The organism is Vibrio sp. 10N.247.311.13 (assembly GCF_041467595.1).
Classification (GTDB): Bacteria; Pseudomonadota; Gammaproteobacteria; order Enterobacterales; family Vibrionaceae; genus Vibrio; species Vibrio crassostreae_C.
Genome location: NZ_JBFSUX010000003.1, coordinates 73,235 through 97,928, shown reverse-complemented (window position 1 = coordinate 97,928; position 24,694 = coordinate 73,235). Strand labels below are relative to the sequence as shown.

The following is a 24,694-nucleotide window of genomic DNA, read 5'->3' as shown; positions in this document are numbered from 1 at the left end:
GTTTTTGACAAGTAATCCTTATATACTCTAAATACACTGCAGCCATTGTAGAGATCCCGGGCTAATTCCGGGTGTGAGATTAAGGAAAACGCATGTTTACAGCTACTGATGTGTTAAAGCCAGAATTCAACGAGCAGTCGCTTGATGATCTATGGTCGCTTATCTCACCATTATATATGGTGGATGAAACCCAATGGCTAGAGCAACTTCTGCCACTAGCTACCCCTTCTGAGTCTGAAAAGCAGCAAATCACAGACAAAACGACTTCTTTGATCGAAGCTATCCGTGCGGATAAGACTTCTATCCAGATGATCGATGCACTGTTGCTTGAATACAGCTTAGATACTCAAGAGGGCATCTTGCTGATGTGTCTGGCGGAAGCCTTGATGCGTATTCCTGATTCAGCAACGGCTGATGCACTGATTCGCGACAAGCTAAGCGTTGCGGATTGGAAATCTCACCTAAAGAATTCTGACTCAGTGTTTGTCAACGCATCTACTTGGGGATTAATGCTAACGGGTAAGGTGGTTGGGCTTTCATCTAAAGAGCAGAGTGCAGGTCAAGCGGTTAACCGTTTAGTGAACAAGCTTTCTGAGCCGGTAATTCGTAAAGCGATGCACCAAGCAATGAAGGTCATGGGTCACCAATTCGTTCTTGGCCGCAGCATTGCTGAAGCGCAAAAGAACGGTAAGTCTATGCGTGATAAAGGTTTTACCTACTCATACGACATGCTAGGTGAAGCGGCACTGACCACTGCTGACGCAAACAAATACTTCAAAGATTACCTAATGGCGATTGAAGCCGTAGGTCGAGACACATACGTCTCTTCAAAATCTAGCCCAGCACCGTCTGTTTCTATCAAGCTTTCTGCGCTTCACCCACGTTATGAAGTGGCGAATGAAGACCGCGTACTGACTGAGCTATGCGACACGCTAGAGCAGTTACTGCGCCGTGCGATTGAGCTTGATGTTGCGATCACGATTGATGCAGAAGAAGCGGATCGCCTAGAGCTTTCGCTTAAGTTATTCGAAAAACTGTATCGCAGCGAGCTAGTGAAAGGCTGGGGCAAGTTTGGTCTGGTTATTCAAGCGTATTCAAAGCGTGCGTTACCGGTTCTAGTTTGGCTAAACCGCCTAGCAAAAGAGCAGGGTGACTTAATCCCACTTCGCCTAGTTAAAGGTGCTTACTGGGATAGTGAGATCAAATGGTCACAACAAGCTGGTTTCGATAACTACCCTGTTTACACTCGCAAAGAAGCGACTGATGTAGCCTACCTAGCGTGTGCGCGTTATCTATTGAGCCCAAGTGTTCGTGGCAATATCTTCCCGCAGTTTGCTAGCCACAATGCTCATACGGTTTCCGCTATTGCAGTGATGACAGATCATAAAGACTTTGAATTCCAACGCTTACACGGCATGGGTGACTCGCTTTACAACCATGCGATGGAAGCTTACCAACAGTCGGTACGTATCTACGCACCGGTTGGCAGCCACAAAGATCTACTGCCATACCTAGTACGTCGCTTGCTAGAAAACGGCGCAAACAGCTCGTTTGTACACCGTTTGGTTGATGCTCGTTGCCCTGTAGCAGAGCTAACACAGCATCCAGTCGACATGCTTTTGGCATTCGATACGTTGAACAACACTAAGATTCCTCTGCCGCCAGCGGTATTCCCTGAGCGTAAGAACTCATACGGTGTGAACATTGATATCGAGAGCGAAGCGCATCAGTTTGAAGAGCAAGTAAAAGGCTTTTTGAACAATCAATGGACTGCTGGACCTGTGATCAACGGCGAATCTCTTGCCGAAAGCATGATCAAGGCTGATCAGAATGTTGAACAAGTAACAGCACCTTACGATCGTCGTATTAGCGTGGGTCAGGTGGCTTTTGCAAACCTTGATCATGTTTCCGCAGCGATCACTGGTGCAGACGCCGCATTTGCTGATTGGAATGCGACATCGGTTGAAACCAAAGCCGCTGCGCTTGAGAAGTTGGCGGATCTGATGGAAGAAAACCTGGCTGAGCTGGTGGCAATTTGTCATCAAGAAGCGGGTAAGACAATTCACGACAGCATTGATGAAGTGCGTGAAGCGGTCGACTTCTGTCGTTACTACGCAAAACAAGCGAACAACCTACAAGGTTTTGAGCTAAAAGGCTTTGATGGTCTAACTCGAATCGCTTCGCGACAAGGTCGTGGTGTATTCGTTTGTATCAGCCCTTGGAACTTCCCATTGGCGATCTTCCTTGGCCAAATTGCAGCTGCACTAGTGGCGGGTAACACGGTTGTGGCGAAACCTGCAGAGCAAACAAGCTTAATTGCAGCTCGCGCAGTGGAATTGATGAATGAAGCGGGTTTCCCTGCTGGCACGATTCAGTTACTACCGGGTCGTGGCGCTGAGATCGGCAGTGCGCTAACCAGTCATGATGCGATTGCGGGCGTTGCCTTTACGGGGTCAACACCGACTGCACAACGCATTAACGTGTCACTAGCAAGCCGCAACGCTAAACCAGTACCGTTTATCGCGGAAACCGGTGGTCAGAACGCGATGATCGTCGACAGTACTGCACTGCCTGAACAAGTGGTTCGTGATGTGATTCGTTCTGCCTTTGCTTCAGCAGGTCAACGTTGTTCTGCGCTACGTGTGCTTTACATTCAAGAAGACATTGCAGATCGCGTGATTGGACTAATTCACGGTGCGATGGATGAGCTAAGCGTTGGTATTCCACATCTTCATAAAACGGATGTGGGCCCAGTTATCGACCAAAACGCGAAGCAGAAGTTGATGACGCACCTAGAAAATATGACTAAGACCCAGAAGAAAGTGGCTCAACTTTCTCTAGGAGCGGATTGTGAACATGGTGACTTTGTTCCACCAAGTGCATTTGAAATCGATGACATCAGCTGTTTGAAAGAAGAGCAGTTTGGTCCTGTACTGCATATCGTTCGCTTCAAAGCGAGTGAGTTGACACAAGTAGTAGACCAAATTAACCAAACCGGTTTTGGTCTAACTATGGGTATCCACAGCCGTAACGAAACAACTTACCGTTGGATCGAGAAACACATTCGTGTGGGTAACTGCTACATCAACCGTGACCAAGTGGGCGCTGTTGTTGGTGTTCAACCATTCGGCGGTCAAGGTTTGTCGGGTACTGGCCCTAAAGCGGGTGGTCCTCACTACCTATACCGCTTTACTGATGTTCATTTTTCTCAATCACAAGACAAGGCATAAGGAGCAGTATCATGGTTCATCAAGTGACAGGTTTTTCTGATGCTTTGTTAGCGTGGGAACAATGGAATCTTACCGACTTTGATCATAAGAGTGCTCAGGTACTTGCATTCAAATCAGAGATCGAAAGCCAATCTACGTCTTTGGCGGCAGTGGCAACTTATCACCTAGAGCAAGCGTCTGCGCTGCTTTCTGAGCATCACCTAATGGCGGGTCCAACGGGCGAAACCAATGAGCTGTATGCCGCAGGCCGCGGTGTGGCTTTGGTGATTGTTGATGATTGCGAAGAGAAGCTGCCGGCACTGCAAACTGCAACAGCGATGATTACTGCAGCACTATTGGCAGGTAACAGCGTTCAATTGTGCAGTGATGACGTGCAGTTCAACACCTTGATCGCTGATGCAGCGAAACAAGCGAATTTACCGACGAACTTGGTGCAGGTTGCTTCGTACGACGCGGCTCAACAGCTGCTGTCTTGCGATGTACGTAGCGCAGGTTACGTAGGTAACTCACAAACGGCTCAAGCTATCAATTTACAACTTGCTAAGCGTGACGGTGCCATCGTCAGTTTAGTAGCTGAAACGGATCTGACAGCAATGCATGTTGCTCACGATCCACACTTATCGCTGCGTTTCATTACCGAGCGTACGCGAACTATAAATATAACAGCCGTGGGCGGTAACGCGACCTTGCTCGAACTTGGAAGCGAAGCTCACTAACCTTCAGTAACATTGGCTCTAAGCACTTTTGTTTTCTCCATTGTTGGTTTCACCATCTTTGGATTTAACTCATAGTGCCTTGGAGCCTCAATACCTAACTCAATGCACTCGCTTGCCTTTACGGTGAGTGTCTTGCATTGAATTAGGTATGGAAGGCTTTTTACAAATGAGGACTATCAAATGATAGAAAACAGTTTTGCAATAACGACGACGTTCATTGCGTATCTAATTATGATGCTGGCAATCGGTGTTATTGCTTACAAACGTACTTCTAGCTCGACAGACTACTTCCTAGGTGGTCGTTCGCTAGGCCCATGGCCTGCTGCACTTTCTGCTGGTGCATCAGACATGAGTGGTTGGCTACTACTTGGTCTACCGGGTTACGCTTATGCTGCTGGTTTTGAAGCATTCTGGCTTGCTGGTGGCCTGCTAGTTGGTACTTGGGCGAACTGGTTAATCAGTGCTAAGCGTCTGCGTACTTACAGCATTACAACAGAGTCACTGACGCTACCTGAGTTCCTATCTCGTCGTTTCAATGATAATTCTAAGCTGATCCAAACAATTTCTGCTTTCTTTATCCTTTTATTCTTCCTTTTCTACACAAGTTCTGGCTTGGTAGCAGGTGGTAAATTGTTTGAAACAGTATTCGGCCTAGATTACACAACAGCGGTAATCATCGGTACAGTATGTGTGGTTTCTTACACGCTATTTGGTGGTTTCCTTGCGGTATCTTGGACGGATTTGGTTCAAGGTCTGCTGATGTCTGCTGCGCTATTGATTGTACCAATCGCAGCGATGAACGGTGGTCTTGGTCAGCTATCGACTGATCTTCACAACATCAACCCAGAGCTTCTCACGCTATGGAATGATGTGAAAGGTGAGCCACTTTCTGCTATCGCGATCATCTCGCTAGCGGCATGGGGTCTAGGTTACTTCGGTCAGCCACACATCCTTGCTCGTTTCAAAGCAACACGTAGCAACAAAGACCTAACAACAGCGCGTCGTATCGCGGTGGTATGGTCTGCTCTGTCTATGGTTGGTGCAATGCTAGTAGGTCTTGTTGGTCTAATCTACGTGACTAACTCTGGCGCGCCTAAGCTAGACGATGGCGAGAAGATCTTCATGCTTCTTGTGAACGCGATGTTCCACCCAGTAATCGCAGGTATCTTACTTGCTGCAATCCTAGCGGCAATCATGAGTACTGCGGATTCACAACTTCTTGTTTCTTCATCTGCAATGGCAGAAGATTTGTATAAGCAAGTTCTGAAGAAAGACGCTACGTCAGAAGAGATTGTTCGTGTAGGCCGTTTCGCGGTTATCCTAATCTCTCTTATTGCACTTGTACTAGCGATGACGCCAGACAGTTCAGTACTTGGCCTTGTGTCTTACGCATGGGCTGGTTTTGGTGCTGCATTCGGCCCAGCTATCGTATTGAGCCTATACTGGTCTCGTATGAACCGTAACGGCGCTCTAGCGGGTATCGTTGTTGGTGGTGTTACGATTGTACTTTGGAAACAGTTCACGGGCGGTTGGTTCGATGTTTACGAAATCGTACCGGGAATCATCCTATCAACTATCTCTATCGTTATCGTGAGCCTAATCACTGGCGAGCCAGAAGACGAAGTTAAGAAGCAACACGCTGAGTTCGAGAAGAACCTTGTTGAGCTAGACTAATTTACATTGTAAAAATACCAATGAATTAGCAAAAGACATGAACAATAGAGTCACTTCGGTGACTCTATTTTTTTATGTGAGTACGACCTTTGTCTTATTTCAAATTAAGTTTATTCGAGGTTTTCTGATATTGAAATGGGGGTTTACAATGTAAATCGAAAGCGAAGGATCTTGAGCGAGAAATGAAAGGTCTGTCTTGTTGGTGGCGTGTGATGTCAAAAAATAAAACAGAAAAATGGCTATTTTTTGAACTTGGCGCTCACTTTTGTCATTAGCTCGGTGAATTGTGGAACCGAATTGGACATGATGTGTCAATTGTCAGTAACCACTAAAGACCTATAGGACAAAGGTATGCCTGATCTCTATTGCAAAGGATGTAAAAAAACAACACTACATAAGTCTATAATGAAACGTTGTGAATCAGAGCCCGAGACAGCTTCTGGCCGTATGATGCAATGGACGTCAAAACTATTTAGTGGAAACCTGTACTACGATATGGAAACTCAGCACTTCTGCCGCACGTGCAATTGTCGTTGCGAAACAGGAAGTACTGTACCCCAAATTGGTTTAGCTTAACTTACAGTAAGCGCTCACTAACTTAGATCAAAAAACCTCCGTTTTAGGAGGTTTTTGCGTTTCTATGCGGCTTTGAGTGCTAGCTCGGCAACAATGGCGTCGCCATCAATCTTCACATCCCAACCATAGTTTGAGTATTCATTTGCTAGTGCCTGAGCAACATCTTTTGATACCGTTACGTGTGTCCATGAACCAATACCGTAAGGTTTATATGCGAGTTCTTGCGTTTTCATAATAGAGTCATCCTTTCTCTTTGATAATTATATTATTCACTTTGGCCTATATCCTTTCTTTCGTTTCCGGCTCAACTTATTTGTTAATCGGGTCATTTCTATAATAATTTGTTAATAACCAGAGTTTGATTTATAAGGGTTCTTATCTATTTGTATGTGTTTATATCTGGCGTGAATATCATCCGTGCATTTAGTTTTTAAATGTGTGAGCGAGGTTTTCTTCGATTGCACTTGGTATGGAATATACTGAGCGGAATTTAGAATGTTTAAGGAATGTTATGTCTCAGCATCAGCTCGATCGTATCGATAAAGAGATACTAAGAATTCTGCATATGAAAGGGCGTTTACCTGTTGTTGAACTGGCAAAACAGGTCAACCTTACGACGTCACCTTGCTCTGATAGACTCAAGCGATTGGAGAAAGAGGGCTACATCACGGGCTATCATGCTGAGCTTTGTTCAGAAAAGCTGGGACTCGATGTTCAAGTCTTTATCCATATCCGTCTCGATCAGACTAGCTTTTCGATCTTCGACAAATTTGCCCAAGCCGTGGAAATGATGCCTGAGGTGGAAGAGTGCTACTCACTGTCGGGTGACTTTGACACCATGATCAAGGTTCGAGTGAAAGACATGAAGGCGTACCAAGCGTTTATGGCCACCAAGCTGGGCACCTTGCCTGGTGTGATTCAGACACGTAGTGAAGTGGTGATTGAAGAGCATAAAAAGGGCTTCGGCGTGAACCCTGAGTTGTTGGCAACTCTAAAATAGTGGCCTAATTTCGCTTACCAACGTGATTTAGATATAAAAAATGGAAGCAATAAGCTTCCATTTTTTGTTGAGCGTCAGATAAAGAGCAATCCGATAAACTTGTTCGCCTTAAAGCGTAATGGCCGCAGAGATTAAGCCAATCACACCACCGAATACACCGCCCCAAACCACAAGCCAGCCAAGGTGTTTCTTGATCATGGTCTGAACCATCTCTTTAACCAGCTTAGGTGTTAGTTCATTCAAGCGCTGATCGATGATCGCCTCAATGTTTTCTTTGATTTCATCCATCATCGCAGGCGATTCTAGCTCGTCTTTGATGGCATTTTTTACAGAATCACTCTTGCTGATTTCAATCACAGATTCTTGCATCTTCTCAACAAACGGCGCTTTCATTGGCTCTAGTGCTTCTGTGCCACCAAACATTGCCAACATACCGCCAAACTGAGAGTTCTCGATAACATGCACCAGTGAGTCGAATGCAGGGTTAAAGTCGATCTTCTGAATCACAGGCTCTAGATTGAGCGACTTTCCTGTCATCTCGCTGCTTAGGAAGCGGTCGATGTTACTTTCTGTAAAGAATTGCTCCATCATCAGTTGCTTGATGGCTGCCTTGAACTCTTCAAAGCGCGCTGGAATCACTCCAGAACCGTATAGGCCGGGTACTTTCTCGAACAACATGTGAATCGCAAGCCAGTTGGTGATGGCACCAGAAAAGGCGAATAGGCCTGCATAAAGCAAGTATTGGTTTGCTGTCGCATAGCCGCCAGCAAGCAGCGCTAACGCGATAACGTTAGTTAAGACACTTTTGTTCATGGTTGATCTCTAGAAAGAATATTGCGCGCATTTTAAGAAAAAAACGCCAAGAAAAAAACAAAAGGATCGATGAAGTTTATCGGACAGCTAGCAAAGAGCACCAAATAGCAGGCATAAAAAAGGCTAGCCTCCCCCCGAAGTCTAGCCTTATTCCAGAACGCGCAAGCGAGGCGTCTTTGGTGTTAATGTCATTATATAATTACGACATAACATTCTGCCACGTGTAATTTACCGCTAATAAACAAATTGATGTGAATCACGCCGCACTTTTAAAATAGCACAAAAATTAAGCGCTCGTGGCTTGCTCAAGGTCATCGGCAATGAAGCCACCGGTTTGGTGATTCCATAGCTGCGCATAAATACCATTCTGGTTAATCAGCTCTTGGTGCGTGCCTTCTTCTACGATATTGCCGGCATCAAGCACGATCAGGCGATCCATCGCTGCGATGGTCGACAGGCGGTGTGCAATCGCAATAACCGTTTTGCCTTCCATTAGCTCAATCAAGCTCTCTTGAATCGCTGCCTCTACCTCAGAATCGAGTGCAGAAGTTGCTTCATCGAGAACAAGTAATGGAGCATTCTTTAGAAGAACACGTGAGATAGCCACACGTTGACGCTGACCACCAGAAAGCTTTACGCCACGTTCACCCACTTGAGCATCGTAACCAACGTTGCCAAACGGGTCGGTTAGCGTTTCGATAAACTCATGCGCGTGTGCCTGTTTAGTCGCCGCGTATACTTCTTCGTCTGATGCCTCTGGTCGACCGTAAAGAATGTTGTCTTTGATCGAACGGTGCAGCAGTGAAGTATCTTGGGTCACCATACCAATGTTGCTACGCAGAGAATCTTGAGTAACGCTCGAGATCTCTTGGTCATCAATCAGGATGCGGCCACTTTCTACATCGTGGAAACGCAAAAGTAAGTTAACTAGGGTCGATTTACCTGCACCTGAACGGCCAACCAAGCCCACTTTTTCACCCGGTTTGATGTTGAGGTTTAGGTTGTTGATCACCCCCTTATTCTCACCGTAGTTAAAGCTTACATTGTCGAAGTTGATACCGCCTTGTGGAACCTCCAGAGGCTTCGCGTCTTTCTTGTCTTCAATAGCAATAGGCTTAGACAGAGTTTTAATGCCGTCAATCACGGTACCAAGGTTCTCAAACAGACCACCAATTTCCCACATGATCCATTTCGACATGCCGTTAATACGCAGAGCCAAGCTGACCGCAATCGCGATTGCACCCACGGTGATTGCGCTATCTAGCCATAGGTAGATAGAGATACCCGCAATGCTGAACACCAATAGATAGTTAGCGAATTCCACGCAGATGTTGAAGCCGGTTACCAAGCGCATTTGGCGGTGCACAGTATCTAGGAAGCCTTCCATGCCTTCTTCGGCGTATTCGGTTTCTCTTTTACTGTGTGAGAACAATTTCACCGTCGCGATGTTGGTGTAGCTATCAACAATACGACCTGTCATCAGTGAACGAGCATCCGCTTGCTCTGAAGACACGTCTTTTAGCTTTGGCACGAAGTGCAGTTGAATACCGATGTAAACGAATAGCCAAATCAGCATCGGAGCCATCAAGCGCCAATCTGATTCAGCAAGCATGAACAGCATCGCCGTGAAGTAAACCGTCACGTAGACAAACACATCGACCATCTTGGTCACAGTTTCGCGCACTGCAAGCGAGGTTTGCATCACTTTGGTCGCGACACGTCCGGCGAAGTCATCTTGATAGAAGGACAAGCTTTGCTTCAAAAGGTAGCGGTGTGCTAACCAACGAATCGACATTGGGTAGTTGCCCAGCAAAGTTTGGTGAAGCAATAGCGAGTAAACACTGATCAAGATTGGCATCACAACCAACAGCAGAATACCGAGCCCCATCAATGTCGATTCGTTGTCTGCTAAGAAAGTGTCTGGGTTGCTTGTTGATAGCCAGTCGACCAATTGCCCCATGTAACCGAACAGCGCGACTTCGATGATCGCGATGGTCATGCTCATCAACCCGAGCAAAATCAATGGTTTTTCGAAACCTCGAGTGTAATGGCGGCAGAATGCCAGTATGCCAGTAGGAGGTTGTATCGGCTCTCCCTTTGGAAAGGCTTCAGTAAAGCCTTCAAATTTCTTGTACATAGATTTCCCTTTATAAACTAGTGCATCTATAAGCGACTGCATCGTTGGTGCAGCTTTGTTTTTATAGTCTTGATTTGAAATTTAACTGTCTTAGTTTGAAATTATATAAGCGCCCATGGGTTCTTATCAGTATTAAATCATTCGATGGATTTTGTTCTAGCGCCTATTTAGGCACTTGGCTTTAAAACACTAAAACTTTGTCTAAGCGATGCAGGAAAGGTCCAAAGAGTGTCTTTCATGACGCTTATTTTAGATTGAATTAGACAGGAAAAGTTAAGCTGATTTCAAACGTAATTGATTGTTATGCAACGGTGATAATCCTAACGTTAAATGGATTGAATTGTAATCAAAACTCGTGATGGGCGAGAAAATGGAATCAGAATATTTATCCATAAAGTGACTTAACGAATATGCATACAGTTGGTTCTTTCTGATGTGCTGTTATCTTGCAGTAAAAATTACCGATTAATCTAAGATCTGCAGTAATTGTTTGGGACAAATATTCAAATCAATATTCTTTTCAGTGAATCTTGTCGTAACAAGTTGTTTACAATTCTGAAGTAAATAAAAGATAGGGACGGTTGAAATGTTAAACCTACACAAAAAATCACTTCATATCACTAATGTTCAAAACGCCAATTGCGTTGTTATGGTGCCACCAAAAGAGTTTAAATTTAACGAAGAAACAGCACGTGATAACGAATTTCAGCACAGAGTTAATCTGACCGAAGCTGAGGTGAAAGTAGAAACGATGGCCGAATTTAAGGCGATGGTCGCTTCATTGCGTAAAGAAGGTGTGCAGGTTGTAGAGTTTGATTACCCAGAACTTGGTGTGGAAACGCCAGATGCGGTTTTCCCTAATAATTGGTTCAGCACCTGCGGTGACGGAAGCTTATTTACGTTCCCTATGGCGTGTGAAAATCGTCAAAATGAAGTGAAGCCAAATGCCCTTATTGAAGCGCTTGAAGCATCTGGTCGCATTGTCAATCACAGTGAGTCTCTAGAATCTTACATTGCTCAAGGTTCTTATCTAGAGAGCACGGGCGTGATGGTGATCGACCATATCAATAAGACCATCTACGCGGCGCTTTCTCAGCGTTGTGACCGTGAAGTGTTAGAAGACTATGCAAAGCGCATTGGTTATTCTCGCGTGGTGTCATTCCAAACAGCACTGCCGTCTGGTCAGCCGATTTACCACACCAATGTGATGATGGCGATTGGTGATAACTTCTGCGTGATCTGTGATGAAGTGATCCCAGAGTTTGAACGCCGTTTTGTGGTGAAGTCACTTGCTAAAGATAAGCAGGTTATCTCTATCTCAATCGATCAGATGAACCGATTCTGTGGCAACATCCTACAGTTGGAAACCGTGAATGGCGACAAGGTGATTGCTATGTCTCAATCGGCTTACGATGCGTTTTCTCCTGCTCAACTCGCGCAACTTTCGACACACGGTAAGCTGTTACCATTTAACGTGAAAACGATTGAAGATATTGGTGGTGGTTCGGTGCGATGCATGTTGGGTGAGGTGTTCTTACCAACACGAGTGAATCGCTTATAACAAGTATTCAGTTGCAGTTATAAATCTTGAATACCACTCTCATTGCAGAGTGGTATTTTTGTTTTTATCTATCACAAATAAGAGAACAAGAGCTCGATACAGGAGTAAATGTGCGAAAGCTAACGTAAATAAGCTATGAAGCGCTCTTGAAAGCCCTGTGTTGGATGAACTGAGTTGAGAGTGCGACCACTTCCTTAGAGTACACAAGCGCGGTGTGGTTGAGTTTGAGGGCGCAGGTGTCTGTTGCACCCCGCAGGTTCGCATCTTCAAGCGTCACCGTGCCATCACCTGGGTTTCTGCCCAATACAATGCGACCTACACCTGCGTCGTAGGTGCCAGTAATCACTCCAATCGGTACATCAATATCATAATCACCCAAGCCATCGCTTAAGATCATCTTGCTCGAACCAAAGATAAACCCAAGACCATGATTCGACAGCGTTTTAGCGATAGTCGCGCCGTTGTGTGGAGTCCCCGCGGTAATGATGCAGGTGTCGGCAAAGTCGGGTTGGTAAAATTTAAAGTAGTGACGAATCAGCAAGCCACCGAGTGAGTGACCAAAGAAATAGACTTCATCGTGCTCATCAAAGCGTGCATTCACGAAGCGATTGAGGCGCTTAGCGGCAGAAGGGAAGCGCAGCGAGTTGTAGGCAAACTTGTGAGTTTGAAAGCCGCGTTTTTTGAAGTTTCTATCCAGATATTGCATGATCAACGCAGGCATATATAGACCATGAATTAAAACTATATGTTTGTTTTTATTATTCATTTTTGTCCTCCGTCTGATGGTGTCTCCAGTATATTTAGTCGCAAATCTAAACTCAATAAAACTTGCGGCTAATGGGACACAACAGACAGAGTATTCACTGTAGAAAGAATGTGCGTTATAGATAAAGAATGAGTTATTCCGATCTCACTCCACCATATACATCTATGGTTAAGCCACCTTCTTTGGCATAGGTGTTCGGCGTTAGGCCAATGGTTTTCTTAAGGTATCGAATCAGGTGTGGTTGATCGCTAAATCCAAACTGATAGGCGACATCTATCCAATCAATGTCATCAAAGTTTCGCTTATAAAGGTATTCGAGCATCGCTTCGAGTTTGTTCATCGACTGACACTGCTTTAACGTCAGTCCTGTTACTTTGTTGAAGCTTCTTTCTAAGGTGCGCTGCGAGCAAAACAGCTTGTCGCCGAGCTCTGCAATGGGTGTTGTACCAAGCACTTCTAACACTTTGCAGGTGAGTTCGCTGTGCCTGTCTGTTTTAGCTGACGATAACCAAGGCAGCAGCAATTCATCCAACTGCTGACAACAGGCCTCAAAGTCGGTTTGAGCGAGCTTGATCAGCGACATTGCTTCGGCATTAGGATTACCTAACAAACTCGCGAGATCGATAGGGTTAACACTGTCTAGGCTAGGATGCGGACAGTCTGGAATATTTAACGAGTACAAGGCGCCAACATGGAATTTGATACCTAAATGAATAAACGGCTTTGAGTGATCCAGTTCAATCGCTCTATGGTGTGGTAGCAGTAAATGACAGCCAATGCCTTGATCGACCTGCTGCTCTATCGTGTAGTGATAAGGCTGGTCGCTTGGAGACAAAATCAAATGCGCTGAAGGATCAGGGTTGAGCTTAGGAAATTGATGAGTTTGGGCGTCGGGCGTCTTCTCGATTAGCCAATAGCAATCAATGTACTGAGCAACAACGGAGGATTTCGGAGACTGTAACCAATTGATCATTCGACATTCTATTTGAGGTTAGCGTTGTAATAACTATATGTGTCTATTGTTGAGGAAGATAGTTTTGTCTATGAAATCGATAGCCACCAAAAGCTGAACCCATAACTGTGGATGTATAGAGTCACAGTTATGGGCTTTATTTAGTTGGCTTCGCTCGGGCGCGAGCAAGTCGTTAGGGTAGAACCCTAATCAAAATCGAACTGCAGGATTCGGTTCTTCGATGACAAACCAGCACGAGCGATCGCTTTCTGCGCGCCAATATTGCTGCTTTCTGTTGAACACATCGCTTCCAAACCTTGGCTGTTAGCGTGCTGTGTTAGAAAGTTCAGCACGCGCGTTGCTAACCCTTTGCCACGTTCTGCTTGCGCGACAATCATCCCTAAGTCTGCAAACTGCGTTTGGTGCTCATCGAATTTACGACACTCTCCCGTGGCAAGAACGCTTTCATTTTCCCAGTAACCCCACAACTCTTGGCGAGCAATTAAATTGCTGTAGTAGCCAGTTAGCCACTCTTTAGGTGCGCCAATCGCTGATGAAGCAAATTCCACAAGCTTATCGAGTTGCTCTTCCGTCGTGAGCGTCATTTTAATATCTTCAATACGACCTGAATGACGGCTAGCGCCGCTTTCTTGGTTTTGACGGTACATCATCGCATTTACTTTGAATGACTCAGTATTGTCCATGCACAGTGACAGGTATTGTGGCTCTGCGGTGCTGACGAATGCGCCTTTCACTTCACCAATCACAGAGCTGTTGTTTTCGATGATCAAGGTGAACAAGTCGGCAATGTTCGCGCTGGCTGTTGGTGCTAGGTAAAATTGAAGTAAGTAACCTTCACCATTCAACACGCAGTAACCCACAAGCTTGTCATTTTCGTAAAAACCGTAATGGTCAGACATTGGCACAAAACCGAAGTGCCACATGCCATCAAGTGGTGCTGTTGAATCAGCAAAGTAAGCCGTTTTAAGTTCGCTTAAGTCGCTCAGTGTTGTGATTTTTTTGATGTCTAACATCGCTTTAATTCCTGTTGTTTCGATTCGGTAGAGTGCGTGGCTGCTGTCTGGTTCTCAGGTGCGTCGATTGACGATGAGATAAATTGATTAGCTGAGCCACGTTTCAATGACAGCTAGTGTAGGCGAGTAACTGAGATAGGTATTGAACAAAAACGACAGTTTTAGACTAGATAGAAAACCAAAAGGGGCTCATACAATGAGCCCCTTTAAAATCAGTAGTGAAGAGAATTAACGACACGGTGCGAAAATGTCTTGGTTTTCTCGGTATTCTTGGGTTTGAACGTCCATCAGCCCGAGCAAAGAGTCGAACAGGTTATCGTGTGAGAAGCTCTGCTCTTTTCCTGCTTTACGCAAGCACGTGTCACTGATGCCTTTCTCGGCAGCAAAGCCATCCGACATCCAAAAGATCAGTGGAACGTGGGTTTGTTCCTTTGGTGCTAGAGAGTAAGGCATACCGTGTAAGTAGACGCCATTTTCTCCTAGAGACTCGCCGTGATCGGACACGTACATCAACGCCACGTTGTATTTATCGGTGAGTTTCTCAAGCTTTTGCATCGCCTGTGATAGGAAGAAATCCGTGTACAAGATAGTGTTGTCGTAGGTGTTAACCACTTCCTCTTTGGTGCAGTTTTCAATATCGGCGCGAGCGCAATCAGGCGTGAATTTCTTATGTTCTTCTGGATAGCGTTCAAAGTAAGTAGGGCCATGAGATCCGGCGATATGATAGAAAATGATGCTATCTTGGTTGAGATCTTGAGTATCTTGCTCGAAGTTCTCTAACATTGCTGTGTCGTAGCACACATCGTTATTGCACAACGGATCGCTGTCTTTGGGTACTAGCGTCATCTCTTTGATTCGGTGTGCAACCGCCTTGTCTCCACCATCATGTTCTCGCCAGATAGAGTGTATGCCCGCGCGGTTCATGATGTCGACCACGTTATCTTGATTGTAAGCCTTGTCTCGGTCGTAGTTGCTGCGATTCATGTTCGAGAACATACACGGCACAGAAACCGCAGTGGCTGTGCCGCACGACTGAACATCAGAGAAAAATATCGGGTTGTAAGGCTGAGTGTGAGCGTTCGTTTCTTTCTCATAGCCATGATATTGGTAGTTATACACGCGCGCAGTTTCACCTAGCACAAACACCAATAAGGTCGGTTTGGTTGCCGCTTTAGCTTGCGGTGTTTGCTTCGCATCTAATCCTAGCTCTTGGTAGGGGATAGGCTCTTTGATGTAGGTGTTATTGATGTATTTGACTGCGGATGACACACATTCGGTTGGGATGATCATCTTTTTGATGTGCGAGTTATTGCGACCAATCGAGACATAATCTTTGTAAAACAGCCCTGCAATAATCGCGATAACAATCAATGAAGAGAGCAATCCAATCGACTTCCAGACAAAGAAATCTTTCCATGATTCTCGCTTAAGCTTGGTAAACAGTAGCAGCAGTGACGGGACAATACCCATCGCGAATAACCACAAGATGGAGTGGGTACTTACATAGCTTGCTGCTTCGCCACTATTGGTTTCGAAGACGTTCTCTATCATCCCATAATCGACATAGATGCCGTAATTGAACATGCTGTAGCTGACGAGTGTTGAGGTGATGAGTAAGAAGATAAAAAATGGCTTGGAGAATATCGGCCAGTTGAAGACTTGGAAGATAAAATTGAAGGCAGCAAGGAAGAAGATAGGGATGGATATAAGAAACGCAACGCTTTCAGACTTAGATGCCTGAACAATACTAAACAACTCGTGGGAGAGAGGGATGTTGATGACAAGCAGATAATACACAGCCAACACAAAGGGCAGTTTGTTTATCGACATGTTTAAGCTTGGTAGATTCATAGGTTTGTTTTCCTGCGTCTCTTATTCCTTTATTTTAGTCTCGCTACCAAGAAAGCTCTAATATCAACGCACAAAGCTCAATTGGGTGGTGATGAGCGATAACTGGTTAAAGTGAAATGACGCGATAGGCGTGTAGAAACAAAAAATTCACTTTACTGAGTGACCTTCATGACAAGGTGGAACAGCAAAGTGAATTAGTATGTTTAGCTTATCCTATGTGGTTCAATCACATTAGAAGTTGTATGAACCACCTAGGCTAACACTGCTGAATGCCAGTGTTTTATCTTCGGTTTTGAATGGACCGTAGTAGTTTTCTACGCTCACAGCATCAGCTTGTGAAATTAGGCGCAGTGTCAGGTTTTCGATTGGCGTGTATTCAACACCAACACCAAAGTGGAAGCCTGTACCGCTGTCATCAGCGTAACCAGCACTCTTATTTGCATTTAGGTCAACAGAACTTAAACCTGCCAATACGAACGGGCGAATCGTGTTGTCGAACGTGTAACCTAGGTTTGCAGATACAGAAACAGACGTTGGAGACACTTTTGCAGTGCCCTGTTTGTAGTCTGAGTAATCGTTGTAGCCAAGTTCAACACCAACAATACGGTTGAACTGGTAGCCACCATATAGGTTGTAACCCATGCCGTCTGAGTCTAGGTTGCCTTGACCGTCTGTATCAGAATCTTGGTACACACCAAGGCCACCACCGATGTACGCACCGCCGTCAGTACCTGCGGCTAAAGCTGGAAGAGAAACCGCGCTGATTAAACCCAGTGCTAATGCTGATTTCGCGAATTTGTTCATTGTTCTTACTCACTCTTTAATGTCATGCAGTATCAATTATTTTTGTTTTCGGCCTTTCGACCGTTGGTGAGTATTATTCCGTAGTCTCATACCTATTACTGTATGGCTTTGTAAGCTAAATCATTACATAGTAGAAAAAATACTAATCAGATTGCTTATTGAGTTAGGCTGCTAAAACAAGGAATACACATGGTAACGAAACATAAGACAGGCTTGGTGGTTGTGGACGTTCAGGGCAAGCTCGCACGCCTTGTTGATGAGAGCGATACACTGATTTCTAACTGTGGAAAGCTGATTGAGGGAGCTCAGGTTTTAGGCCTTCCTATTGTGAGCTTGGAGCAGAATCCAGAGAAGTTGGGGGCAACCGTTAGTGAGCTGAATGACCTATTGAGTGACTCTAAGCCGATAGCAAAATTTACGTTCAACGCGTGTAACGAGCCCAAGTTTGTTGAGGCAGTGCAAGCTAAAGATGTGGATACGTGGTTGGTGTGTGGCATTGAGGCTCATATTTGTGTTTATCAAACCGCAATGGGTTTGTTGGAACTTGACTACAAGGTTCAGGTCGTTGGTGATTGCATTAGTTCACGAACAGCATTGAATAAGAAACTGGCTATCAGCCGTTTGCGTGACGCTGGTGTCCAAATTACGGGATTAGAAATGAGCTTATATGAGCTAGTGAAAGATTGCCGCGCACCAGAATTTAAGTCCATTCTGTCCTTGATTCGTTAACTTGAGTTTCGTTAACTTGAGTTTCGTTAACGTTCAATTCGTTATTTTCCCCCTTTGAAGAGGTCTATTTGAACAATCTAATCGTATTTACCGGTGGGCCGGGATCGGGCAAAACCTCGGTCATCGACGCTTTGAAAAGCAAGGGCTATAGCTGCGCATCAGAAGTTGGGCGTAAAGTGATTCAGCATCAAGTTGAGCAACAAGGTCACGCCTTACCATGGTTAGACAAAGTGGCTTTTCGTGATGAGATGGTGCGAGAAGAGTTAGCCAATTACCAAGTGTTTGAGGCAAGTGAGCAACTCGTTTTCTTTGATAGAAGCATTGTGGATTCATACGGTTACAGCTTGCTAGAAACGTTACCCGTTCCCGAATTCTTGCTGAGCAGCTGTAATGAACTCGCATACAACGCCAAGGTATTTATCTTCCCGCCATGGGATTCGATTTTCATCAATGACCAAGAGCGCAAGCAAGATTTAGATGAAGCGATCGCCACTTACGAAAAAATGGTCGTAGCCTATACCCAGTTTGGTTATCAGCTGGTGGAAGTGCCTAAGTTATCTGTTGAGGAACGAGTCGAGTTCATTTTAACTTCAATTGACTCAGGCGAGTAATTTCTAGCAAATCCACAACTAAAAAGCCCCGCAGTATCGACTCGATTGAGTGAATACTGCGGGGCTTTTTCATTCAGATTCTATTTTGATTTAGCTGCGAGAAGCTTGGTTTCGGTAACGTTTAATCACCGAGAGGTTGTCGGTCGCCACCACCTCGGTAAGAATCGAGTGCAACCTTCAAGCGACGCAGTTTATCGCGCGAGCGGTTCTTATGATTGACCGCCATACCCATCGAAAGCACGTCCACCAATGCCAGCATTGCGTAGCGAGATGCTGATGGTTTGTAGATGAAGTCGGTTTCCATGTGTTTGATTGGCAAAACAATATTGGCAATCTTTGCCAGTGGCGTGTCTTGCGGGGTAATCGCGATGATCTTAAGGCCATACTGCTTTGCTAGTTCGGCGGTTTCGGTGATCACTGGCGTAAAACCTGTCGCGGAAATCATCACCATCACATCGTTGGCATCTGCCGTGGCAGCAACCATGCGTGACATCAAGCCATCGTTGTACGACACCACTGGGTAACCTAAGCGAAACAGTCTGTGTTGCAGCTCTTGAGAGGCGATGGTCGAGCCGCCACCCATGCCGATAGCAATGATCTGTCTGGCGTTGTGCAACCAACTCACCGCGGTTTCTACGTCTTGCTCTTTGAATAGAGTGCGGTTGATGTCTAGGCTCTGCTTGATCGATTCGTAGATACCTTGATAGCCCGTTTGGTTTACCGGTTCAAGAATAAAGCGCTGGCCGACGGTTAGGGTTTGAGCAAGCTTGATTTTCATATCACGCACGTTGTTACAGCCGATCGCCTTAGCAAAACGGGTAATCGTGGCTTCACTGACTTGAGCACCTTCAGCAAGCTCTGTGATACTGGCATTGGCTGCAAAATCAATGTCGTCCATGATCAGCTTAGCGACTTTTTTCTCTGCATCACGAAGAGCGGGAAAACGCTCGGTTATCTGTGAAATGATATCTACTTCTAAACTCAAGAATCCTGATCCTTTGTTGATGGGGCTAAGGCTTAGCCCCGTTAGTATATCTGATTGCTTCGCTGATTCTAGCTTATTGAAAAATCGAGCTAGAAGCAGGTCTCTACCCAGTTTGTTACCTGATAGTCGTCATCGCTGATAGCAATGTAACGCCACTTATCGAAGGTTAAACATGGGTGTGAGGTTGAAAACGCAATCATGTCGCCCACTTCAATCTCAGCAGAGCCGTCCGTTTCAACAAAAGTATGCTGATCCATTACCGCGGTAGCAGTCAGACCTTTCACTGAGATAGCTTCACCATTGTGATAGCCGCGCTCGGCAATAGGTAAACCTGCATCGAAGGCCACATCACGCTTACCTAGCCCGATCACCAGTTTGGTTGGCTCCGGACGAGAGATAACATACGCCCAAACCTCAAGTGCCGACTCTAAATCACCACCCAATTCACACGCGTAACCTTGGTTTACTTGGGCACGTTGCAACACCTTGCTTTGGGCATCGAGATAGATCCCAGTATCTTGAATGGCATAACAACCTGGGCGGATAATCGCTAAGTAATCAGTTAGGTTCGCCAAACATTCTGCCACCACGTCATACCAAGCCGAACCTGCGCCCGTAATGATAGGTTGACCGGTAATTAAGCCGTCTGATGCGAGGCTTTCGACCGAAGTGAGCGCTTGGTTTAAGAAGGTACGAATGTCTTGCTCGGCATTGTCGCCATGAATCACACCCTCGTATACCTCAATACCCGCTAGCGAAAGCGCAGGCGAATCTTGGATAGTTTGCGCTAGCTCTAGAACTTCTTGAGGTGAACGACAACCACAACGGCCACCCGGAACACCAAACTCGATTAGAACTTTTAGCGTCTGCTTTTTGTTGGAGAAATATTGGTTGAGTTGCTGCACGTTGACTGACGAATCCACACAGCAATAGAAATCAACGTCGAACTCACTAATAAGCTGTTCGATGATCGCCATGTTGGTTTTACCCACCAATTGGTTAGCCATGATGATTCTTTTTGCACCTGCCATTGCTGCAATTTCTGCTTGTGCAGGTGTCGCAACGGTAATTCCCCAAGCACCATTTTCTAGCTGTTGACGGAAGAAATCAGGTGTCATCGATGTTTTGCCGTGTGGCGACAATTTAACCTGGTGATGATCGGCGAATGATTGCATCCAATTCAGGTTATTGGTCAACGCTGATTGTTTGATAATTGCTACCGGAAGCGAAATGTCTTCATCAATCAATCGATAAATACCGTTCTCAGATTGTGATATTGCTCTCCCTTTTTGGCCTTTTTCAGTCAAGATGAAACTATCTTTTTGATACTTTATAACATCTTTTTGTGCAGGGTTATGTTTCATTGCTGATTCCTAACATGATTTAAGTGGTTGTTATTTAATGTTTAAATATATCTGTAATGTGCTTTGTGATAGAAACTATCACACAAATTAAAATATTATGTGTTTTTTGTCACTGAAAATAATCGGCTGGATTTCTAATATAACGCCATCAACAAAGTGGATTGAGAGAGTGAGAAATGTTGTTCGATACGATAATTAAAAATGTAGAGGTGTTTGATGGCACCGGCGAACAATCGTTTTGTGCCGATGTAGCAATCCGAGATGGAAAAATCGCCGAAATTGGCAAAATCGATCATGAAGATTGTAGCCAGTTGGTTGAGGGAGCTGGCTTAGCATTGGCTCCTGGATTCATCGATGTACACACACACGACGATACGAATGTAATTCGTTACCCAGACTGCCTACCTAAGATCAGCCAAGGTGTGACAACCGTAATTGTTGGCAATTGTGGTATTAGCGCATCGCCAACGGTTTTGGCGGGCGATCCACCAGATCCAATGAACCTATTAGGCGCGCAGGCTGATTTCAAATACCCAACCTTTGCCGCGTATGCACAAGCTGTAGAGCAAGCGCAACCAGCGGTGAACGTAGCAGCGTTAGTTGGCCACACCACACTACGTAACCAAGTGATGGACGACCTACAACGCACCGCAAGCGAAGAAGAAATTGCAGCAATGCAAACCAACCTTGATTTAGCGATGGAGCAAGGTGCACTGGGTTTGAGTTCAGGTTTGGCTTACGCAAGCGCGAAACAGGCCAACGCTAATGAAGTAATGCAGTTAGCAAAAGTGCTTTCTAGCCATGGCGGCATCTATACCACGCATATGCGTACCGAATTCGAAGAGATCTTAAGCGCGATGGAAGAAGCGTTTGAGACCGGCCAATACGCGAAAGTGCCCGTTGTTATCTCTCATCTTAAATGTGCAGGTGCAGGTAACTGGGGCAGAACCGTTGAAGTACTTGATTTGATGGACAAGGTTTCTGAGCACCAAGATGTGTCTTGCGACTGCTACCCATATTCAGCGAGCTCTTCGACATTAGATCTGAAACAGGTGACAGACGATTTCGATATCTTCATCACTTGGTCTAAAGCAAAGCCAGAACATGCAGGCAAAACGCTTAAGCAGATTGCTGATGAGATGAACCTACCCTTGATGGACGCAGCAAAAGCGCTTCAACCAGCAGGTGCGGTTTACCACTGCATGGATGAGAACGACGTAAAGCGAGTATTGAAATACAAACTGACCATGGTTGGTTCTGATGGTTTACCCAATGACCCGCATCCACATCCAAGATTGTGGGGCACTTTCCCGAAAGTCTTAGGCCATTACTGCCGAGATGAAAAACTGTTCGCGCTGCCAGAAGCGATTCACAAAATGACCGGAATGTCTGCGAAGCGTTACAACCTCGCGGGAAGAGGTGAGATTCGCCAAGACGCATTTGCCGATTTAGTTTTATTTGATCCAAAGAATATTAAAGACACAGCAACATTTGAAAATCCTATTTCAGTTGCTGAGGGAATAGAAAGTGTATTTGTAAATGGTGAGTTAACTTACCAAAAAGGAAAAGTAAAAAATAATCGTTCAGGCGTTTTTATTTACCGTAACTAGAATTTAATTATTTTATTAAATATACAGTAATAAGAAAACGACGAATTAATTTAAATATTTTGGTAAAGAACCAATATTATCTATAAAGAAGTGGAGTTAAAAAATGACTATTAAACGTTACGGTGTTGAAGGCGGTACAGGTACAGGCGGACAACATTTACCATTTGCACGCGCAACTGAAGCGGGTGGTTTCCTATACGTTTCTGGCCAGACACCGATGACAGATGGTGAAGTGGTAGAGGGTGGCATTGTTGACCAGTCTCGTCTAGCGATCCAAAACTGTGTCGATATCATGACTGAAGCGGGCTACGGCCTAGAAGACGTAATGCACGTAAAGGTTGTACTAACGGATTCTCGTTACTTCCAATCTTTTAATAAGGTATTCAAAGAGTTCTTCGGTGCTAACCCACCGGCTCGTATCTGCATGGTTTGCGACCTAGTTGTAGACGTGAAGGTTGAAGTAGATGTGACTTGCTACCGCGCGGATCGCGTTTAGTAATAACCTAATCACAAATACCTACTTAGAGAGTATTAGGGGTTAGTCATCCCTGTTATTATCCTTTAATACTCTCACCCTACATTTATAAAAATTACTTTAATTAAAATAGATAAAATCAATGAAGTAATTATATGAAATATAAAAATGAATGAATCATAAATAAAGTTCAAGAATGAACTTAATATTTCACTGAGAGGTGTCAAATGAACAGCACACTTTTTCTTACAGGCTTCGGCGTGTACGTATGTTTTTTAATTTGGTTAGGCTGGTTTGTCTCGCGTAATCAAAAATCTGGCGAAGATTTCTTATTAGGCGGCCGTGGCCTGCCATTATTCTTAGTACTTGGTACAACAGTTGCGACTATGGTCGGCACGGGTTCAAGTATGGGCGCGGTTGGCTTCGGCTACGCAAATGGTTGGGCGGGTGCTCTGTACGGAATAGGCGGTGCTGTCGGCATCCTATTGCTTGCACTTTGGTTTGCTCCGGTTCGTAAACTGAACTTCATGACCATGAGTGAAGAGCTGGCTTATTACGTTGGCGCTAACCGAATCGTAAAAAACGTGGTTGGCCTACTTATCTTTATCGCGTCAATCGGTTGGTTAGGTGCGCACATTCTAGGTGGCGGCATGTACCTAGCGTGGATTGCAGACATCGACCTTAACCTTGCGAAAATTATTATTGCTGCAGCTTTCACTATCTACGTTGTTATCGGTGGTTACACAGCAGTTGTATGGACCGATACGATTCAAGCAATCATCCTTTTTGCTGGCTTCATCCTAATGGCGGTAATGTCTGTTGATCACATTGGTGGCATGGACAACCTTTACGCTGCGATGGACCCTGCTGCTACAAGCTTTTTAGCAATCGATAAACTGGGCATTCTGCCTGCTGTTTCTCTGGCTGTGGTTATCGGTGTGGGCGTACTTGCAACACCTTCATTCCGCCAGCGTATCTACTCTGGTAAAGATGTTTCAACTATCCGTCGCTCTTTCGTGGCTTCTGGTGTGTTGTACCTTTTCTTCTCTATTATTCCAGCAATCATAGGTATGGCGGCACACGCTATTGACCCAACGCTGGATAACCCGAACTTCTCGTTCCCTTACATTGCAGCGACGGTACTACCTGTTGGCGTAGGCATGATTGTTCTTATCGCAGGTCTATCAGCAACCATGTCGAGTGCAAGCTCAGATGCGATTGCCGGTGTATCTATCCTACTGCGTGACGTGTACGTGATGTTCACAGGCCGCGTACCAAACAAAGAATCAATGTTGAACTACTCTCGTCTAGCTTTGGTTGTGGTGATTGGCTTCGCACTACTGTTCGCACTGACGTCAAACGACATCATTGGCTACATCACTAAGATGATTTCAACGGTTATGTCGGGCATGTTTGTGTGCGGTATGTTGGGTAAATTCTGGAAACGCTACAACTGGCAAGGTGCGCTTGCAACACTAGCGGGTGCTTCTGTAGCTTCATTCGTAGTAATGTTAAACGCTGACTACACAGCCTTCTGGGGCAACCCAGTTATCCCATCATGTCTGCTTGCTCTAACGGCAGGTGTGGTTGTGAGCCTAGTGACTCCGGCTAACCAAGTAACACCTGAAATGGCAAAAGCGATTCTTGATGACGAGCGTGCTCTGATGGAGATGGAAATGTCTGAGACTGGCGTACTTGAAGAAGAAGCGGCACCTCAACGTCCTGCAAATCAAACAAGCTAAACCTAGTCTCCACAACTGGTTTGCTTAATTCAGGTCCTGCTTAGTGGCAGGGCCTTCTCCCACA

At 45.2% G+C, this 24,694-nt stretch carries 20 protein-coding genes; 10 read left to right on the top strand and 10 right to left on the bottom strand.

The features are described from left to right. Window positions 1-92 precede the first annotated feature (92 nt). From putA to putP, 3 genes are all read left to right on the top strand, one after another. Window positions 93-3,230 (top strand): bifunctional proline dehydrogenase/L-glutamate gamma-semialdehyde dehydrogenase PutA, encoded by a 3,138-nt coding sequence (putA, locus tag AB6E52_RS02385; RefSeq protein WP_102320927.1) that lies wholly within the window; start codon window positions 93-95, stop codon window positions 3,228-3,230. An 11-nt stretch (window positions 3,231-3,241) separates the two neighbouring features. Beyond that, a complete protein-coding gene (locus tag AB6E52_RS02380) occupies window positions 3,242-3,946 on the top strand; it encodes a 1-pyrroline-5-carboxylate dehydrogenase (protein ID WP_102320926.1) in 705 nt (234 codons plus the stop codon). Window positions 3,947-4,129: 183 nt separating this feature from the next. Then, window positions 4,130-5,620, top strand: coding sequence for a sodium/proline symporter PutP (gene putP, locus AB6E52_RS02375; RefSeq protein WP_102320958.1), 1,491 nt, complete (start codon window positions 4,130-4,132; stop codon window positions 5,618-5,620). 638 nt (window positions 5,621-6,258) lie between these two features. Here the strand turns inward: putP and AB6E52_RS02370 are convergent. Further along, window positions 6,259-6,429, bottom strand: coding sequence for a hypothetical protein (locus AB6E52_RS02370; protein ID WP_017061196.1), 171 nt, complete (start codon window positions 6,427-6,429; stop codon window positions 6,259-6,261). A gap of 278 nt (window positions 6,430-6,707) precedes the next feature. On the opposite strand from AB6E52_RS02370, the gene AB6E52_RS02365 reads away from it, so the two are divergent. Beyond that, complete coding sequence (locus AB6E52_RS02365; protein ID WP_004732526.1) at window positions 6,708-7,196, top strand: Lrp/AsnC family transcriptional regulator; 489 nt, start codon at window positions 6,708-6,710, stop codon at window positions 7,194-7,196. 108 nt (window positions 7,197-7,304) lie between these two features. Here the strand turns inward: AB6E52_RS02365 and AB6E52_RS02360 are convergent, their stop codons facing one another. Then, window positions 7,305-8,009: a hypothetical protein gene (locus AB6E52_RS02360; RefSeq protein WP_017065155.1), complete on the bottom strand. Its 705-nt coding sequence runs from the start codon at window positions 8,007-8,009 to the stop codon at window positions 7,305-7,307. 286 nt (window positions 8,010-8,295) lie between these two features. Beyond that, window positions 8,296-10,146 carry an ABC transporter ATP-binding protein gene (locus tag AB6E52_RS02355; RefSeq protein ID WP_102320925.1) on the bottom strand — a complete coding sequence of 617 codons (1,851 nt, stop codon included), beginning with the start codon at window positions 10,144-10,146 and terminating at the stop codon, window positions 8,296-8,298. Window positions 10,147-10,732: 586 nt separating this feature from the next. Here AB6E52_RS02355 and AB6E52_RS02350 point away from each other — a divergent pair. Continuing rightward, window positions 10,733-11,707, top strand: a complete 975-nt coding sequence (locus tag AB6E52_RS02350; protein ID WP_102320924.1) for an arginine deiminase-related protein — start codon at window positions 10,733-10,735, stop codon at window positions 11,705-11,707. Between the two features lie 133 nt (window positions 11,708-11,840). On the opposite strand, the gene AB6E52_RS02345 is transcribed toward AB6E52_RS02350, so the two are convergent. The 5 genes from AB6E52_RS02345 to AB6E52_RS02325 form a co-directional block, all read right to left on the bottom strand. Then, a complete protein-coding gene (locus AB6E52_RS02345; protein ID WP_102320923.1) occupies window positions 11,841-12,473 on the bottom strand; it encodes a triacylglycerol lipase in 633 nt (210 codons plus the stop codon). A 133-nt stretch (window positions 12,474-12,606) separates the two neighbouring features. Then, a complete protein-coding gene (locus AB6E52_RS02340) occupies window positions 12,607-13,446 on the bottom strand; it encodes an AraC family transcriptional regulator (RefSeq protein WP_102320922.1) in 840 nt (279 codons plus the stop codon). A gap of 185 nt (window positions 13,447-13,631) precedes the next feature. Beyond that, window positions 13,632-14,459 carry a GNAT family N-acetyltransferase gene (locus AB6E52_RS02335; protein ID WP_102320921.1) on the bottom strand — a complete coding sequence of 276 codons (828 nt, stop codon included), beginning with the start codon at window positions 14,457-14,459 and terminating at the stop codon, window positions 13,632-13,634. A gap of 228 nt (window positions 14,460-14,687) precedes the next feature. Beyond that, on the bottom strand, window positions 14,688-16,310 hold the full coding sequence (locus AB6E52_RS02330) for a phosphoethanolamine transferase (protein WP_102320920.1): 1,623 nt from the start codon (window positions 16,308-16,310) through the stop codon (window positions 14,688-14,690). Between the two features lie 231 nt (window positions 16,311-16,541). Beyond that, entirely contained in the window at window positions 16,542-17,114 is a 573-nt protein-coding gene (locus AB6E52_RS02325; protein ID WP_102320919.1) for a porin family protein, read from the bottom strand. 189 nt (window positions 17,115-17,303) lie between these two features. Here AB6E52_RS02325 and AB6E52_RS02320 point away from each other — a divergent pair, with 189 nt between their 5' ends. After that, on the top strand, window positions 17,304-17,843 hold the full coding sequence (locus AB6E52_RS02320) for a hydrolase (protein ID WP_102320918.1): 540 nt from the start codon (window positions 17,304-17,306) through the stop codon (window positions 17,841-17,843). Window positions 17,844-17,911: 68 nt separating this feature from the next. Next, the gene (locus AB6E52_RS02315; protein WP_102320917.1) at window positions 17,912-18,454 is read left to right on the top strand and encodes an AAA family ATPase; all 543 of its coding nucleotides are present in this window, start codon (window positions 17,912-17,914) and stop codon (window positions 18,452-18,454) included. 121 nt (window positions 18,455-18,575) lie between these two features. Here the strand turns inward: AB6E52_RS02315 and AB6E52_RS02310 are convergent, their stop codons facing one another. Continuing rightward, complete coding sequence (locus AB6E52_RS02310) at window positions 18,576-19,439, bottom strand: MurR/RpiR family transcriptional regulator (protein ID WP_017632021.1); 864 nt, start codon at window positions 19,437-19,439, stop codon at window positions 18,576-18,578. 89 nt (window positions 19,440-19,528) lie between these two features. Next, on the bottom strand, window positions 19,529-20,803 hold the full coding sequence (locus AB6E52_RS02305) for an amino acid deaminase (protein ID WP_102320916.1): 1,275 nt from the start codon (window positions 20,801-20,803) through the stop codon (window positions 19,529-19,531). A gap of 176 nt (window positions 20,804-20,979) precedes the next feature. On the opposite strand from AB6E52_RS02305, the gene AB6E52_RS02300 reads away from it, so the two are divergent. The 3 genes from AB6E52_RS02300 to AB6E52_RS02290 all read left to right on the top strand — a co-directional run bounded on the left by AB6E52_RS02300 (window position 20,980) and on the right by AB6E52_RS02290 (window position 24,630). Next, entirely contained in the window at window positions 20,980-22,413 is a 1,434-nt protein-coding gene (locus AB6E52_RS02300) for an amidohydrolase family protein (protein WP_102320915.1), read from the top strand. Window positions 22,414-22,516: 103 nt separating this feature from the next. Beyond that, window positions 22,517-22,909, top strand: a complete 393-nt coding sequence (locus AB6E52_RS02295) for a RidA family protein (RefSeq protein ID WP_017065166.1) — start codon at window positions 22,517-22,519, stop codon at window positions 22,907-22,909. Window positions 22,910-23,115: 206 nt separating this feature from the next. Beyond that, the gene (locus AB6E52_RS02290) at window positions 23,116-24,630 is read left to right on the top strand and encodes a sodium:solute symporter family protein (protein WP_102321271.1); all 1,515 of its coding nucleotides are present in this window, start codon (window positions 23,116-23,118) and stop codon (window positions 24,628-24,630) included. Window positions 24,631-24,694 lie beyond the last annotated feature (64 nt).

Coding starts and splice junctions, on each gene's coding strand:
- putA (WP_102320927.1), top strand. CDS start 93: ATGTTTACAGCTACTGATGTGTTAAAGCCAGAATTCAACGAGCAGTCG.
- AB6E52_RS02380 (WP_102320926.1), top strand. CDS start 3,242: ATGGTTCATCAAGTGACAGGTTTTTCTGATGCTTTGTTAGCGTGGGAA.
- AB6E52_RS02370 (WP_017061196.1), bottom strand. CDS start 6,429: ATGAAAACGCAAGAACTCGCATATAAACCTTACGGTATTGGTTCATGG.
- AB6E52_RS02365 (WP_004732526.1), top strand. CDS start 6,708: ATGTCTCAGCATCAGCTCGATCGTATCGATAAAGAGATACTAAGAATT.
- AB6E52_RS02360 (WP_017065155.1), bottom strand. CDS start 8,009: ATGAACAAAAGTGTCTTAACTAACGTTATCGCGTTAGCGCTGCTTGCT.
- AB6E52_RS02355 (WP_102320925.1), bottom strand. CDS start 10,146: ATGTACAAGAAATTTGAAGGCTTTACTGAAGCCTTTCCAAAGGGAGAG.
- AB6E52_RS02350 (WP_102320924.1), top strand. CDS start 10,733: ATGTTAAACCTACACAAAAAATCACTTCATATCACTAATGTTCAAAAC.
- AB6E52_RS02345 (WP_102320923.1), bottom strand. CDS start 12,473: ATGAATAATAAAAACAAACATATAGTTTTAATTCATGGTCTATATATG.
- AB6E52_RS02340 (WP_102320922.1), bottom strand. CDS start 13,446: ATGATCAATTGGTTACAGTCTCCGAAATCCTCCGTTGTTGCTCAGTAC.
- AB6E52_RS02335 (WP_102320921.1), bottom strand. CDS start 14,459: ATGTTAGACATCAAAAAAATCACAACACTGAGCGACTTAAGCGAACTT.
- AB6E52_RS02330 (WP_102320920.1), bottom strand. CDS start 16,310: ATGAATCTACCAAGCTTAAACATGTCGATAAACAAACTGCCCTTTGTG.
- AB6E52_RS02325 (WP_102320919.1), bottom strand. CDS start 17,114: ATGAACAAATTCGCGAAATCAGCATTAGCACTGGGTTTAATCAGCGCG.
- AB6E52_RS02320 (WP_102320918.1), top strand. CDS start 17,304: ATGGTAACGAAACATAAGACAGGCTTGGTGGTTGTGGACGTTCAGGGC.
- AB6E52_RS02305 (WP_102320916.1), bottom strand. CDS start 20,803: ATGAAACATAACCCTGCACAAAAAGATGTTATAAAGTATCAAAAAGAT.
- AB6E52_RS02300 (WP_102320915.1), top strand. CDS start 20,980: ATGTTGTTCGATACGATAATTAAAAATGTAGAGGTGTTTGATGGCACC.
- AB6E52_RS02295 (WP_017065166.1), top strand. CDS start 22,517: ATGACTATTAAACGTTACGGTGTTGAAGGCGGTACAGGTACAGGCGGA.
- AB6E52_RS02290 (WP_102321271.1), top strand. CDS start 23,116: ATGAACAGCACACTTTTTCTTACAGGCTTCGGCGTGTACGTATGTTTT.